13 protein-coding genes and 1 pseudogene are annotated in these 14,729 nt (G+C 50.2%); 8 read left to right on the top strand and 6 right to left on the bottom strand.

The genetic code is table 11. From position 1 onward, the window contains the following. Positions 1–187: 187 nt before the first annotated feature. Together mioC and asnC are read right to left on the bottom strand one after the other, a co-directional pair. A complete protein-coding gene (mioC, locus tag A7Z29_RS15670) occupies positions 188–631 on the bottom strand; it encodes an FMN-binding protein MioC (RefSeq protein ID WP_000763727.1) in 444 nt (147 codons plus the stop codon). An 89-nt stretch (positions 632–720) separates the two neighbouring features. Further along, positions 721–1,179 carry a transcriptional regulator AsnC gene (asnC, locus tag A7Z29_RS15675; RefSeq protein WP_000432970.1) on the bottom strand — a complete coding sequence of 153 codons (459 nt, stop codon included), beginning with the start codon at positions 1,177–1,179 and terminating at the stop codon, positions 721–723. A gap of 151 nt (positions 1,180–1,330) precedes the next feature. On the opposite strand from asnC, the gene asnA reads away from it, so the two are divergent. Continuing rightward, complete coding sequence (gene asnA / locus A7Z29_RS15680) at positions 1,331–2,323, top strand: aspartate--ammonia ligase (RefSeq protein WP_000845136.1); 993 nt, start codon at positions 1,331–1,333, stop codon at positions 2,321–2,323. Positions 2,324–2,327: 4 nt separating this feature from the next. On the opposite strand, the gene viaA is transcribed toward asnA, so the two are convergent. Beyond that, positions 2,328–3,779, bottom strand: coding sequence for an ATPase RavA stimulator ViaA (gene viaA / locus A7Z29_RS15685; protein WP_105290440.1), 1,452 nt, complete (start codon positions 3,777–3,779; stop codon positions 2,328–2,330). After that, complete coding sequence (gene ravA, locus A7Z29_RS15690) at positions 3,773–5,269, bottom strand: ATPase RavA (protein WP_105280947.1); 1,497 nt, start codon at positions 5,267–5,269, stop codon at positions 3,773–3,775. The genes viaA and ravA overlap by 7 nt, the downstream gene beginning before the upstream one ends. 222 nt (positions 5,270–5,491) lie before the next feature. Between ravA and kup the strand changes: the two genes are divergently transcribed. From kup to rbsR, 7 genes are all read left to right on the top strand, one after another. Further along, positions 5,492–7,360 carry a low affinity potassium transporter Kup gene (gene kup, locus A7Z29_RS15695; protein WP_000102310.1) on the top strand — a complete coding sequence of 623 codons (1,869 nt, stop codon included), beginning with the start codon at positions 5,492–5,494 and terminating at the stop codon, positions 7,358–7,360. Between the two features lie 164 nt (positions 7,361–7,524). Continuing rightward, a complete protein-coding gene (gene rbsD / locus A7Z29_RS15700) occupies positions 7,525–7,944 on the top strand; it encodes a D-ribose pyranase (protein ID WP_032226881.1) in 420 nt (139 codons plus the stop codon). Positions 7,945–7,951: 7 nt separating this feature from the next. Next, entirely contained in the window at positions 7,952–9,457 is a 1,506-nt protein-coding gene (gene rbsA / locus A7Z29_RS15705) for a ribose ABC transporter ATP-binding protein RbsA (RefSeq protein ID WP_000387776.1), read from the top strand. A 4-nt stretch (positions 9,458–9,461) separates the two neighbouring features. Further along, positions 9,462–10,427, top strand: coding sequence for a ribose ABC transporter permease (gene rbsC, locus A7Z29_RS15710; protein WP_000211858.1), 966 nt, complete (start codon positions 9,462–9,464; stop codon positions 10,425–10,427). 24 nt (positions 10,428–10,451) lie between these two features. Continuing rightward, complete coding sequence (gene rbsB / locus A7Z29_RS15715) at positions 10,452–11,342, top strand: ribose ABC transporter substrate-binding protein RbsB (protein ID WP_001056273.1); 891 nt, start codon at positions 10,452–10,454, stop codon at positions 11,340–11,342. 125 nt (positions 11,343–11,467) lie between these two features. Further along, positions 11,468–12,397: a ribokinase gene (gene rbsK / locus A7Z29_RS15720; protein ID WP_105290442.1), complete on the top strand. Its 930-nt coding sequence runs from the start codon at positions 11,468–11,470 to the stop codon at positions 12,395–12,397. A 3-nt stretch (positions 12,398–12,400) separates the two neighbouring features. Next, positions 12,401–13,393: a ribose operon transcriptional repressor RbsR gene (gene rbsR, locus A7Z29_RS15725; RefSeq protein ID WP_000224480.1), complete on the top strand. Its 993-nt coding sequence runs from the start codon at positions 12,401–12,403 to the stop codon at positions 13,391–13,393. An 85-nt stretch (positions 13,394–13,478) separates the two neighbouring features. Here the strand turns inward: rbsR and A7Z29_RS15730 are convergent. Further along, a pseudogene (locus A7Z29_RS15730) lies at positions 13,479–13,610 on the bottom strand (hypothetical protein); the annotation flags it as partial. 19 nt (positions 13,611–13,629) lie between these two features. Beyond that, positions 13,630–14,322, bottom strand: coding sequence for a FadR/GntR family transcriptional regulator (locus tag A7Z29_RS15735; RefSeq protein ID WP_001131152.1), 693 nt, complete (start codon positions 14,320–14,322; stop codon positions 13,630–13,632). Positions 14,323–14,729: the final 407 nt, after the last annotated feature.

Here is a 14,729-nt window from a genome sequence, read left to right on the forward strand (position 1 = left end):
TAAGATCAACAACCTGGAAAGGATCATTAACTGTGAATGATCGGTGATCTTGGACCGTATAAGCTGGGATCAGAATGAGGGGTTATGCACAACTCAAAAACTGAACAACAGTTGTTCTTTGGATAACTACCGGTTGATCCAAGCTTCCTGACAGAGTTATCCACAGTAGATCGCACGATCTGTATACTTATTTGAGTAAATTAATCCACGATCCCAGCCATTCTTCTGCCGGATCTTCCGGAATGTCGTGATCAAGGATGTTGATCTTCAGTGTTTCGCCCATCTGTTTCGCACCGGAATTTTTGAGTTCTGCCTCGAGTTTATCGATCGCACCACAAAAAGTGTCGTATTCACGACTGCCAATACCGATTGCGCCAAAGCGTACCGCAGAAAGATCGGGTTTTTGTTCCAGCAACGCTTCATAGAAAGGAGAAAGGTTGTCCGGAATATCTCCGGCACCGTGGGTAGAACTGATAATCAGCCAGATCCCGGAGGCAGATAAATCTTCTAACAACGGACCATGCAGCGTTTCGGTGGTAAAACCCGCCTCTTCCAGCTTTTCTGCCAGGTGTTCTGCTACATATTCGGCACCGCCCAGGGTGCTGCCGCTGATAAGAGTGATATCTGCCATAAACCGCCACCTTTATTAAGAGTGGCGTATTGTACGCTGTGAACGCGCTGGGATCTACCTGTGGAAAAGTATGGGATTAAAAAAGCTGATCATGGCTTGATGGTACGCATGATCGGGTTCTGCAGGACGATCAGTGTTTCGGTGGACTGAATTTCATCAATTGTTTGGATCTTGTTGATAAGTACATGCTGGAGAGCATCGATCGAACGGCACATCACTTTTATAAAGATGCTGTAGTGGCCGGTTGTGTAATAGGCTTCAGTAACTTCATCAAGGCTTTCCAGCTTTGCCAGCGCGGAAGGGTAGTCTTTGGCGCTCTTTAATATAATGCCGATAAAGCAGCCTACGTCATAACCAAGCTGCTTCGGGCTGACGTCGATACGCGCACCGGTAATGATCCCCGCCTGCTTCATTTTCTCTACACGAACGTGAATCGTCCCCGGGCTGACGCCAAATTGTTTCGCCAGTTCAGCGTAAGCGGTGCGCGCATTGCCCATTAATGCTTCCAGGATGCCACGGTCCAGATTGTCGATCAGATAATTTTCCATAGGATTTTCTTATTCATATTGATGATTCATTCTATTTTAGTCTTCTTTTTTAATGAATCAAAAGTGAGTAAGGCTTTTTATTGAATGATTATTGCATGTGTGCTGGTTTTTGTTGCTTAATCATACGCAACAGGACGCAGGAGTATAAAAAATGAAAACCGCTTACATTGCCAAACAACGTCAAATTAGCTTCGTGAAATCTCACTTTTCTCGTCAACTGGAAGAACGCTTAGGGCTGATTGAAGTCCAGGCGCCAATCCTTAGTCGTGTGGGGGATGGCACGCAGGATAACTTGTCGGGCTGTGAAAAAGCGGTACAGGTAAAAGTGAAAGCTCTGCCTGATGCCCAGTTCGAAGTGGTTCATTCACTGGCGAAGTGGAAACGTCAGACGTTAGGGCAACACGACTTCAGCGTGGGCGAAGGGCTGTACACGCACATGAAAGCCCTTCGCCCCGATGAAGACCGTCTTTCTCCGTTGCACTCGGTCTATGTAGACCAGTGGGACTGGGAACGCGTAATGGGCGACGGCGAGCGTCAATTCTCGACTCTGAAAAGCACGGTAGAGGCGATCTGGGCGGGAATTAAAGCAACCGAAGCTGCGGTTAGCGAAGAGTTTGGCCTGGCACCGTTCCTGCCGGATCAGATCCACTTCGTACACAGCCAGGAATTACTGTCTCGTTATCCGGATCTCGATGCCAAAGGGCGTGAGCGGGCGATTGCGAAAGATCTTGGCGCGGTATTCCTTGTCGGGATTGGCGGCAAGTTGAGTGATGGTCATCGTCACGACGTGCGCGCACCGGATTATGATGACTGGAGCACCCCGTCAGAACTGGGCCATGCGGGTCTGAACGGCGATATTCTGGTGTGGAACCCGGTGCTGGAAGATGCGTTTGAACTTTCTTCAATGGGGATTCGCGTAGATGCTGACACGCTGAAGCACCAACTGGCGCTAACTGGTGATGAAGATCGTCTGCAACTAGAGTGGCATCAGGCGCTGCTGCGCGGTGAAATGCCGCAGACTATCGGCGGCGGTATCGGCCAGTCTCGTTTGACCATGCTACTGCTGCAACTGCCGCATATCGGCCAGGTTCAGTGTGGCGTTTGGCCAGCGGCAGTTCGTGAGAGCGTCCCTTCTCTGCTGTAATAATTTATCGCCGCCAGCGTCTGAGCAGGCGGCTTCGCATCCCGGTATCAAAACGCCAGATATGATCGAAAATGCGCATGATGCCGGGTTTGCCGTGTGCCGACATCGCCACGGCATGAAAGCGATGCTGATGTACCCGCTGCAACTCTTTCACTTTACTCGTCACGTCGTCAGGCAACCGCTGGGCGATAAAATCAGAAATCACCACCGCATCGGCGTCAAACCATTCCCGGCTTTGCAAGCGTTCCATAATGGCGCGAAAACAACTGGCAAGATCGGTGCCGCCACGAAACTGCTGGCTTAAAAAGCGAATCGCTTGTTCGATGCCTTGTGAGCCTGAAAGCTCATAACGGACAATCTCGGTGGAAAATAACATAATAAAGCAGCGCCGGTTTTCAGCGAGGGCAATGCGCATCAATGCCAGGCAGAATGCTTTCGCACACTGTTCATTAAAGCCGCCCATTGAGCCGGAAGTATCCACGCAGACAATAAACGGCCCGCGCGGCTGTTCGTCGTAATCTTTATGTACCACCGGGCGTTCGATCACTTTTTCACGCCACGATTCACCGTGCAGACGATAGGTAAGCAACTGCTTTTCCACCAGCCGACGGTAAAACTCATACTCCAGTTCAGTTATCCCAAGCGTAGCCAGTTCCGGCGGCAGAAGGCGTAAAATATCATCGCTTTGTTGCAGACCATCAACCTGCTCAGGAACGGTCGCCGGTTCGCGCACCATAGTGCGGAAGGTTTCCATCTGCGCATCGTTGCGTGGTATCGATTTGGCTTCCCGCGAACGCCCGAGCTGTTCCGCCAGGCGCTTCAGTTCCGGCTGTTCGTTAAGAAATTCACCGTATTTTACAATTAACTGATAGTCGCCACGTTTAAGCTGACCGGCGCTCATATCCCACAGACGACCGGCTGCGGTGTTGTTTTCTGCCAGAATCGGTTCAAGCTGCCCACTTAGCGTCATGCGTTCCTGAACTTCACTCAACAGTTGTTCGCGTTCTTCTTCTAATAACTGTTGATTTAACGTCGTCGCTTGCACTATCAGACTTAAGCGCCAACGCTGGAGAAAAAGCGTGTGTAATGCCGGAGTGATCGTGCCGTTGGCATCAACCAACTGCTGGGCTTGTTCGGCCCACGGGGAATTCAGTCGATGCAGTAAGTCCAGTATCTGCGGTAGTTGCACAATAAATTGCGGCGTGGAAAGAAGCTGGCTTTGCTGATAGCACATGACCTCTTCCGTGAACTCCTGCGGGACTCGGGCATCTTTCAGCCGACTGCGCAGCGCCTCACGCCAGCGGGGAATATCATCAGTGATTGCCGCCTTCAGTCGTGGGAATTTTTCAAAGAAGACAGCCAACTGCGGTGAGGCCAACAGAGCGATGATCATCTCTTCGATCAATCCCTCTTCGCTGACGGCCAGCATCACATTGAGCGTATCCAGTGTTAGCATTGTTGCGCCTGGCGAATCTGGGTGCCGACATCCTGTAGGCTGGCTTCAATGCGACCTAACCAGTCGCTATGGATAAACAGACATTTTTGCTGTTCGCTGAATAAGGCGTGTTGCTTGCGCCAGTCGCTTTCAAGCTCTTCCAGTTGTTGTTTTATTTCACCAGGCAGACCTTCAGCCGATGAACCGGGAAGCGCCAGCGTACTGCCTTGTAAACTCACATCGCGTACAACCAGATGTTGGGCGCTATCAACTTCCAGATTCAGTTTCTGGGCAAAGCCGATACCGTTCAGTTTGCCGCGAATTTCACCACCTTTATTCAGCCACTGTTCCAGTGCGCTACGCTCAAAAGCGATATGAACAACTTCCATATCATGCAATTTTAATGGTTTTTGCAGCAACAGGGTCAGCGTGGAAGCAGCAACGTCGGCAGGAAGTTGATACTGTGGGCGACGGCTGAACATGCCACCCTGACGAATCACCGTAAAGGCCGTTTTATCGCTTTGTTGCTGTTGGAGTTGCAGGCGACGCTGCACAATTGCACTCAGTCGCGTCAGCATTTCCTGTTGCTGCCACGCATGACTGGTCATCAATACGTCAATTTGTTGTTGAATTAAATTCAGACTTTGGGCGTCGTACCACAGGCAATCTTTCAGCAAGATGAGATCAATCGGGACAACCGCGCTGCGACCGCTAAAAAAGGCGCTGGCCTGCAATAAGCGGATCGCTTTTTTCCAGCGACGGTCAGAGACATAAGGCGCATCCGGTAATTTATCCAGTTGCTGGCGCAGCATAAAAATCAGCTCAAATACATGATCGGGCAGCGTAATTTCACCAATCTCTTTCTGCCAGCGTTCGTATTCTTCATCCGTGACCTGCAAGGATGGTGGAACGGGATTGTCGTTTTCATCCTGTTGGCTGGTCAGCATGGAGCGAAAATTCGTTTTATCCTGCACTTTATCTAACCACAGACGAATCAGCATACGGTCATATAACGCTTCCAGGCTGCTGTCTGCTTCTGGCAGTTCGTTGGAGGCCGCCACCAGCAGGCGCATAGGGATTTTTTCAACATGTGCGCCGTTGCGGAAGTGGCGTTCATTAATAGCGGTTAGTAGGGTATTAAGAATCGCTGGCCCGGCTTTCCAGATCTCATCAAGAAAGACGATTTCCGCTTCCGGCAGGTAGCCGCTGGTTAAACGCTCATAGCGGCCTTCATCTTTTAACGCCTGAATAGAAAGGGGGCCAAAAACTTCTTCCGGTGTGGAGAAGCGGGTCATCAGATATTCAAACGCGCGCGCATTCTGGAAGGCGAATTTTAAGCGCCGGGCGATTAAACTTTTAGCAATACCTGGTGGGCCAAGCAGGAATACGCTTTCACCACTTAATGCCGCTAACAAACACAGGCGGATGGCGTGGCTACGTTCATAAAGCCCTTTTTCAAGCGAACTGCTTAGACGGGAAATTCTTTCCGCTAATAAATGAGGGTGAGCCATAATGAAGTGGCGTCCTTTCGTCAAAAGTTCTGCGTAAACTGCGAGTATAGACGTTTCTTGCTGGTGGCAAAAATAGTCTCAAAGGAGGGCTATTTTTCTTTGAGCCAGGTTAATGTGGCCGCATTTAGGAGTACGATTTTGCCGTTAATCGTGCATACTGTGCGCTTTTTTGTGGGCCAAGGGACTACGCACACATTTCATATTTCAACGAAAGACTAGTCTATGAGCACTGATAATAAGCAATCGTTGCCCGCGATTACCCTCGCGGCGATTGGAGTTGTCTACGGCGATATTGGTACCAGCCCGTTATATACACTTCGTGAATGTTTGTCCGGCCAGTTTGGTTTTGGCGTTGAACGCGATGCCGTGTTTGGCTTTTTATCGCTGATCTTCTGGCTGCTAATCTTTGTGGTTTCCATTAAATATCTCACCTTCGTGATGCGGGCAGATAACGCCGGGGAAGGGGGCATACTGACATTGATGTCGCTTGCCGGGCGTAATACGTCGGCGCGAACGACATCAATGCTGGTGATTATGGGGCTAATCGGCGGCAGTTTCTTCTATGGTGAAGTTGTCATAACACCCGCTATTTCGGTGATGTCAGCCATTGAAGGTCTGGAAATCGTCGCCCCTCAGCTGGATACCTGGATAGTTCCCCTCTCAATCATCGTTCTCACTTTACTGTTTATGATTCAAAAGCATGGCACTGCCATGGTCGGTAAGTTGTTTGCGCCGATTATGCTGACCTGGTTTTTGATTCTGGCGGGGCTGGGGTTACGTAGCATTATTGCCAACCCTGAAGTGTTACATGCTTTAAATCCAATGTGGGCGGTGCATTTCTTCCTTGAATATAAAACCGTTTCCTTTATTGCGTTAGGTGCGGTGGTGCTGTCGATTACCGGTGTCGAGGCGCTGTATGCCGATATGGGGCACTTTGGTAAGTTCCCTATTCGCCTGGCGTGGTTCACCGTCGTATTGCCGTCTTTGACCCTTAACTACTTTGGGCAGGGGGCGCTGCTGTTAAAACACCCGGAAGCGATTAAGAACCCGTTCTTCCTGTTGGCTCCGGATTGGGCGCTGATCCCGCTACTGATCATCGCCGCACTGGCAACGGTGATTGCCTCGCAGGCGGTTATTTCTGGTGTTTTCTCATTGACGCGTCAGGCGGTACGTCTGGGATACTTGTCGCCGATGCGCATTATTCACACCTCTGAAATGGAGTCAGGGCAAATCTACATTCCGTTTGTGAACTGGATGCTCTATGTCGCAGTCGTGATTGTCATTGTCAGCTTTGAGCACTCCAGCAACCTGGCGGCGGCGTATGGAATTGCGGTGACCGGAACGATGGTGCTGACGTCTATTCTTTCAACCACCGTGGCGCGTCAGAACTGGCACTGGAATAAGTATTTTGTTGCGCTGATTTTGATTGCTTTCCTTTGTGTCGATATCCCTCTGTTTACCGCTAACCTCGATAAACTGCTTTCCGGCGGCTGGTTGCCTCTGAGCCTCGGCACGGTGATGTTTATCGTGATGACGACCTGGAAGAGCGAGCGTTTCCGCCTGCTGCGTCGGATGCACGAACATGGTAACTCTCTGGAAGCAATGATTGCTTCACTGGAGAAATCACCGCCTGTTCGCGTTCCCGGAACCGCTGTGTATATGTCGCGTGCAATTAATGTCATTCCCTTTGCGCTGATGCATAACCTTAAACATAACAAGGTGTTGCATGAGCGGGTTATTCTGTTAACTCTGCGTACTGAAGACGCGCCATATGTCCATAACGTCCGTCGGGTACAGATTGAACAATTGTCGCCCACTTTCTGGCGGGTGGTGGCAAGTTATGGTTGGCGAGAAACGCCAAACGTGGAAGAAGTTTTCCACCGCTGCGGTCTGGAAGGATTAAGTTGCCGGATGATGGAAACCTCCTTCTTTATGTCGCATGAATCACTGATCCTTGGCAAACGCCCGTGGTATTTGCGTCTGCGCGGCAAGCTGTACTTGCTGTTGCAACGTAATGCGCTGCGCGCGCCGGATCAGTTTGAAATCCCACCAAACCGGGTTATCGAATTGGGTACTCAGGTCGAAATCTAACGCCAGACGCCTCCTTTCTCCATAAGGGGGCGTTTTTTTTCATGGTTACTCACGATGTAAAACGTTTCGATGTTGATCACATTTCAGTAACGTCGTGATGGTTTTCCTTAATCAGTCGGGATTAAACTGCGGGTCAGCGAAACGTTTCGCTGATGGAGAAAAAAATGAAAAAAGGCGCCGTTCTTAATTCTGATATTTCGTCGGTGATCTCCTGCCTGGGGCATACCGATACGCTGGTGGTGTGTGATGCTGGTTTACCCATCCCCAAAAGTACAACGCGTATCGATATGGCATTAACCCAGGGTGTACCTTCTTTTATGCAGGTGCTGGGCGTCGTCACAAGTGAAATGCAGGTCGAGGCAGCCATTATCGCGGAAGAGATCAAACAACATAATCCGCAACTCCACGAAACGTTGCTCACTCACCTTGAGCAGCTGCAAAAACACCAGGGAAACACTATTGAAATTCGTTACACCACGCATGAACAATTCAAACAACAAACCGCAGAAAGTCAGGCGGTAATTCGCAGCGGAGAATGTTCTCCGTATGCGAATATCATTCTCTGTGCTGGCGTGACGTTCTGAGGCCGCCATGGAAGCATTACTACAGCTTAAAGGTATCGATAAAGCGTTTCCGGGCGTAAAAGCTCTCTCGGGAGCCGCGTTAAATGTCTATCCAGGTCGTGTGATGGCGCTGGTAGGCGAAAATGGTGCGGGTAAATCCACCATGATGAAAGTGCTGACCGGTATCTATACCCGTGATGCTGGTACGCTTTTATGGTTGGGTAAAGAGACTACTTTTACCGGGCCGAAATCCTCCCAGGAAGCCGGGATTGGGATTATCCACCAGGAACTGAACCTGATCCCGCAGTTGACCATTGCAGAAAACATTTTCCTCGGTCGTGAGTTTGTAAATCGCTTTGGCAAAATTGACTGGAAAACCATGTATGCCGAAGCGGATAAACTCTTAGCCAAACTTAACCTGCGGTTTAAAAGCGACAAGCTGGTGGGCGATCTTTCTATTGGCGACCAGCAGATGGTGGAAATTGCCAAAGTGCTGAGCTTTGAGTCGAAAGTCATCATTATGGATGAACCGACCGATGCGCTGACCGATACAGAAACAGAATCCCTGTTCCGCGTTATCCGCGAACTGAAATCGCAGGGGCGCGGCATTGTCTATATTTCCCACCGTATGAAAGAAATCTTCGAGATTTGCGATGACGTTACCGTTTTTCGTGATGGGCAATTTATTGCCGAGCGCGAAGTAGCGTCACTGACTGAAGATTCGCTGATTGAGATGATGGTGGGACGTAAGCTGGAAGATCAGTATCCACACCTGGACAAAGCGCCGGGAGACGTCTTACTGAAAGTCGATAATCTCTGCGGACCTGGCGTTAACGATGTCTCTTTTGCTTTACGCAAAGGCGAAATTCTTGGCGTCTCTGGTTTGATGGGCGCAGGTCGTACCGAACTGATGAAAGTGCTCTATGGCGCCCTGCCGCGCACCAGCGGTTACGTCACCCTGGATGGGCATGAGGTCGTTACCCGTTCGCCGCAGGATGGCCTGGCAAACGGCATTGTGTATATCTCTGAAGACCGTAAACGCGACGGTTTAGTGTTGGGCATGTCAGTAAAAGAGAACATGTCACTGACCGCGCTACGCTACTTCAGTCGCACAGGTGGTAGCCTGAAACATGCGGATGAGCAGCAGGCGGTCAGTGATTTTATCCGTCTGTTCAACGTCAAGACGCCGTCGATGGAACAGGCAATTGGCCTGCTTTCTGGGGGAAATCAGCAAAAAGTGGCGATTGCCCGTGGCCTGATGACGCGTCCTAAAGTGTTGATCCTTGATGAGCCTACCCGTGGCGTAGATGTCGGCGCGAAAAAAGAGATCTATCAACTGATTAACCAGTTCAAAGCCGATGGTTTGAGCATCATTCTGGTGTCATCGGAAATGCCAGAAGTATTAGGCATGAGCGATCGCATTATCGTCATGCATGAAGGGCATCTCAGCGGGGAATTTACTCGAGAGCAGGCCACTCAGGAAGTGTTAATGGCTGCCGCTGTGGGCAAGCTTAATCGCGTGAATCAGGAGTAAAAAAATGACAACCCAGACTGTCTCTGGTCGCCGTTATTTCACGAAAGCGTGGCTGATGGAACAGAAATCGCTTATCGCTCTGCTGGTGCTGATCGCGATTGTCTCGACGTTAAGCCCGAACTTTTTCACCATCAATAACTTGTTCAATATTCTCCAGCAAACCTCGGTGAACGCCATTATGGCGGTCGGGATGACGCTGGTTATCCTGACGTCAGGCATCGACCTGTCGGTCGGTTCTCTGTTGGCGCTGACTGGTGCAGTTGCTGCATCTATTGTCGGCATTGAAGTCAACGCGCTGGTGGCTGTCGCTGCCGCTCTCGCGTTAGGTGCGGCAATTGGCGCGGTAACCGGGGTGATTGTGGCGAAAGGTCGCGTCCAGGCGTTCATCGCTACGCTGGTTATGATGCTTTTACTGCGCGGCGTGACCATGGTTTACACCAACGGTAGCCCGGTGAATACCGGATTTACTGAGAACGCCGATCTGTTCGGCTGGTTTGGTATTGGTCGTCCGCTGGGTGTTCCGACGCCAGTCTGGATCATGGGGATTGTTTTCCTCGCGGCCTGGTACATGCTGCATCACACGCGTCTGGGACGTTACATCTACGCGCTGGGTGGTAACGAAGCAGCAACGCGCCTTTCTGGTATCAACGTCAATAAAATCAAAATAATCGTCTATTCTCTTTGTGGTCTGCTGGCATCGCTGGCCGGGATCATTGAAGTGGCGCGCCTCTCCTCCGCGCAACCCACGGCGGGGACTGGCTATGAGCTGGATGCTATTGCTGCGGTTGTTCTGGGCGGTACGAGCCTGGCGGGCGGAAAAGGTCGCATTGTTGGGACGTTGATCGGCGCATTAATTCTTGGCTTCCTTAATAATGGGTTGAATTTGTTAGGTGTTTCCTCCTATTACCAGATGATCGTCAAAGCGGTGGTGATTTTGCTGGCGGTGCTGGTAGACAACAAAAAACAGTAATAACGACTACAGGACATCTTGAATATGAACATGAAAAAACTGGCTACCCTGGTTTCCGCTGTTGCGCTAAGCGCCACCGTCAGTGCGAATGCGATGGCAAAAGACACCATCGCGCTGGTGGTTTCTACACTTAACAACCCGTTCTTTGTATCGCTGAAAGATGGCGCGCAGAAAGAGGCGGATAAACTTGGCTATAACCTGGTGGTGCTGGACTCCCAGAACAACCCGGCGAAAGAGCTGGCAAACGTGCAGGACTTAACCGTTCGCGGCACCAAAATTCTGCTGATTAACCCGACGGACTCCGACGCAGTGGGTAATGCTGTGAAGATGGCTAACCAGGCGAACATCCCGGTTATCACTCTTGACCGCCAGGCAACGAAAGGTGAAGTGGTTAGCCACATTGCTTCTGATAACGTACTGGGAGGCAAAATTGCGGGTGATTACATCGCGAAGAAAGCTGGCGAAGGTGCAAAAGTTATCGAACTGCAAGGCATTGCCGGTACATCCGCTGCTCGTGAACGTGGTGAAGGCTTCCAGCAGGCCGTTGCTGCTCACAAGTTTAACGTTCTCGCTAGCCAGCCGGCAGACTTCGATCGCACCAAAGGTTTGAACGTCATGCAGAACCTGCTGACCGCTCACCCGGATGTGCAGGCTGTGTTCGCGCAGAATGATGAAATGGCGCTGGGCGCACTGCGCGCGCTGCAAACTGCCGGTAAATCGGATGTGATGGTCGTCGGATTTGACGGTACACCGGATGGCGAAAAAGCGGTGAATGATGGCAAACTAGCAGCGACTATCGCTCAGCTACCCGATCAGATTGGCGCTAAAGGCGTCGAAACCGCTGATAAAGTGCTGAAAGGCGAGAAAGTTCAGGCTAAGTATCCGGTTGATCTGAAACTGGTTGTTAAGCAGTAGTTTTAATCAGGTTGTATGACCTGATGGTGACATAAATACGTCATCGACAGATGAACGTGTAATATAAAGAAAAGCAGGGCACGCGCCACCCTAACACGGTGGCGCATTTTATGGACATCCCGAATATGCAAAACGCAGGCAGCCTCGTTGTTCTTGGCAGCATTAATGCTGACCACATTCTTAATCTTCAATCTTTTCCAACTCCAGGCGAAACAGTAACCGGTAACCACTATCAAGTCGCATTCGGCGGTAAAGGCGCGAATCAGGCTGTGGCAGCAGGGCGTAGCGGCGCGAATATCGCGTTTATTGCCTGCACGGGAGATGACAGTATTGGTGAGAGCGTTTGCCAGCAGCTCGCCACTGATAATATTGATATTTCTCCGGTCAGCGTGATCAAAGGCGAATCAACAGGTGTGGCGCTGATTTTTGTTAATGGCGAAGGTGAGAATGTCATTGGTATTCATGCCGGCGCTAATGCTGCCCTTTCCCCTGCGCTGGTGGAAGCGCAACGTGAGCGTATTGCCAACGCGTCAGCATTATTAATGCAGCTGGAATCACCACTCGAAAGTGTGATGGCAGCGGCGAAAATCGCCCATCAAAATAAGACTATCGTCGCGCTTAACCCCGCTCCGGCTCGCGAATTACCTGATGAATTGCTGGCGCTGGTGGACATTATTACGCCAAACGAAACTGAAGCAGAAAAGCTCACCGGTATTCGTGTTGAAAATGATGAAGATGTGGCGAAGGCTGCGCAGGTACTGCATGAGAAAGGTATCCGTACCGTACTGATTACCTTAGGAAGTCGTGGCGTGTGGGCTAGCGTGAATGGCGAAGGTCAGCGCGTTCCTGGATTCCGGGTTCAGGCTGTCGATACCATTGCTGCCGGAGATACTTTTAACGGCGCGTTAATCACGGCGTTGCTGGAAGAAAAACCATTGCCTGAGGCGATTCGTTTTGCTCATGCTGCCGCTGCGATTGCCGTAACGCGCAAAGGCGCACAACCGTCAGTACCGTGGCGTGAAGAGATCGAAACATTTTTAGACAGGCAGAGGTGACGCTTGGCCACAATGAAAGATGTTGCCCGCCTGGCGGGCGTTTCTACCTCAACCGTTTCTCACGTCATCAATAAAGATCGCTTCGTCAGCGAAGCGATTACCGCCAAAGTTGAAGCGGCGATTAAAGAACTCAATTACGCGCCATCAGCTCTGGCGCGTAGCCTCAAGCTCAATCAGACTCGAACCATTGGCATGTTGATTACTGCCAGTACCAATCCTTTCTATTCCGAACTGGTGCGTGGCGTTGAACGCAGTTGCTTCGAACGCGGTTATAGCCTTGTTCTTTGTAATACCGAAGGCGATGAGCAGCGAATGAATCGCAATCTGGAAACGCTGATGCAAAAGCGCGTTGATGGCTTGCTGTTACTGTGCACCGAAACACACCAGCCTTCGCGTGAAATAATGCAACGTTATCCAACAATCCCTACTGTGATGATGGACTGGGCGCCGTTCGATGGCGACAGCGATCTTATTCAGGATAACTCGTTGCTGGGCGGAGATTTAGCGACGCAATATCTGATCGACAAAGGTTATACCCGAATTGCCTGTATTACCGGTCCGTTGGATAAAACGCCTGCGCGCTTGCGGCTGGAAGGTTATCGGGCGGCAATGAAGCGTGCTGGCCTTGACGTTCCTGATGGTTATGAAGTCACTGGCGATTTTGAATTTAACGGCGGGTTTGACGCGATGCAGCAATTGTTATCGCATCCGCTGCGCCCCCAGGCAGTCTTTACTGGAAATGACGCTATGGCAGTTGGCGTATACCAGGCTCTATATCAGGCTGGGTTATATGTCCCGCAGGATATCGCGGTGATTGGCTATGACGATATCGAACTGGCAAGCTTTATGACGCCACCGCTCACTACAATTCATCAACCAAAAGATGAACTGGGAGAGCTGGCGATTGATGTACTCATCCACCGGATAGCACAGCCAAATCTACAGCAACAACGACTACAACTTACGCCGATACTGATGGAGCGCGGCTCGGCTTAGATTTACGCTTTTTTTAATCAAATTATTACTATCAGTTGCTTTCAGAAGCATGAATATTGCTACTGAAGCAACAGTAATAATTCTCCGGAATAAGCATTGCCACCGTCAGCGTATAACTGATGATGGCAGCAATTGCGGATAAGGTGGTATTCAGGATGGTGAGATTTAGTGTCCGTATAAAGATGACCATTGCCGCAATGCACGGCAAACCCGCCATACTGTATCCGTTTGTTATATTACTTATCCGGGGAGCGTAGCAGCGCCTGACAAGCTTTAAATGCAGCGTCGCCATCACTTTGGATTATTGCATCGACAATCGCCTGGTGTAGATCCAGTTTTATCACGGTATCGCTGGTTATTGACGTAAAGTAAGTGTGATAAACCGAATGAAATAGTGAAGCGAAAGATGTCAAAAACGGATTGGCGCTCATTTCATAAATATGTTCATGCCAGGCCATATCGACCTCAATCCAACGCTCCCGGCGGAAATGCTCTTTTAACGACACCATTTCGGCCATCAGTGTATTGAGATGCGCCTTCTGTTCTGCGGTGCCCACCGTTGCTGCCAATAAGCAGGCTTGCGGCTCCAGACAGATACGCATAACCAGAAAATGATCAATAACTTGATGAAAGTTCTCTTCTGTCATCCACCAGGAGAGCAACTCTTGATCAAGAAAATTCCAGTTGGATTGCGGCATGACACGCGTACCAATTCGTGGTCGTGGCAAAACCATTCCTTTTGCCGTTAACGTCTTGACCGCTTCGCGTACCGCAGTACGGCTCACTCCAAATTGCTCACCCAGCTCAATTTCACCAGGCAGAATGGTGCCGGGTGCGTATTCACCTTTTAAGATCCGTTGCGCCAGCTTCTCGGCCAGAACATACGAAAGGTTTTTCTGTGCAGCTAACTGTTGTGCGCTTAATGGCATACTCATCTTCCTTATTCTTTTTTTCCTCCTTAGTATGCCACCAGGAAGTGTGATTGCGGTTGCAAAAACGGCAAATTGCTTGTTTTATGGCACACCAACAAGTGTTTTGATGAAAAAACGCTCATTCGGAAAATTATTTTAAATTTCCTCTTGTCAGCTCAGAATAACTCCCTATAATGCGCCACCACTGACACGGAACAACGGCAAACACGCCGCCGGGTCAGCGGGGTTCTCCTGAGAATCCTGGCAGAGAAAGCAAAAAAATGCTTGACTCTGTAGCGGGAAAGCGTATTATGCACACCCCGCGCCGCTGAGAAAAAGCGAAGCGGCACTGCTCTTTAACAATTTATCAGACAATCTGTGTGGGCACTCGAAGATACGGATTCTTAACGTCGCAAGACGATAAA

It is taken from the genome of Escherichia sp. MOD1-EC6842, assembly GCF_002965705.1.
Taxonomy (GTDB): Bacteria; Pseudomonadota; Gammaproteobacteria; order Enterobacterales; family Enterobacteriaceae; genus Escherichia; species Escherichia ruysiae.

Coding starts and splice junctions, on each gene's coding strand:
- mioC (WP_000763727.1), bottom strand. CDS start 631: ATGGCAGATATCACTCTTATCAGCGGCAGCACCCTGGGCGGTGCCGAA.
- asnC (WP_000432970.1), bottom strand. CDS start 1,179: ATGGAAAATTATCTGATCGACAATCTGGACCGTGGCATCCTGGAAGCA.
- asnA (WP_000845136.1), top strand. CDS start 1,331: ATGAAAACCGCTTACATTGCCAAACAACGTCAAATTAGCTTCGTGAAA.
- viaA (WP_105290440.1), bottom strand. CDS start 3,779: ATGCTAACACTGGATACGCTCAATGTGATGCTGGCCGTCAGCGAAGAG.
- ravA (WP_105280947.1), bottom strand. CDS start 5,269: ATGGCTCACCCTCATTTATTAGCGGAAAGAATTTCCCGTCTAAGCAGT.
- kup (WP_000102310.1), top strand. CDS start 5,492: ATGAGCACTGATAATAAGCAATCGTTGCCCGCGATTACCCTCGCGGCG.
- rbsD (WP_032226881.1), top strand. CDS start 7,525: ATGAAAAAAGGCGCCGTTCTTAATTCTGATATTTCGTCGGTGATCTCC.
- rbsA (WP_000387776.1), top strand. CDS start 7,952: ATGGAAGCATTACTACAGCTTAAAGGTATCGATAAAGCGTTTCCGGGC.
- rbsC (WP_000211858.1), top strand. CDS start 9,462: ATGACAACCCAGACTGTCTCTGGTCGCCGTTATTTCACGAAAGCGTGG.
- rbsB (WP_001056273.1), top strand. CDS start 10,452: ATGAACATGAAAAAACTGGCTACCCTGGTTTCCGCTGTTGCGCTAAGC.
- rbsK (WP_105290442.1), top strand. CDS start 11,468: ATGCAAAACGCAGGCAGCCTCGTTGTTCTTGGCAGCATTAATGCTGAC.
- A7Z29_RS15735 (WP_001131152.1), bottom strand. CDS start 14,322: ATGCCATTAAGCGCACAACAGTTAGCTGCACAGAAAAACCTTTCGTAT.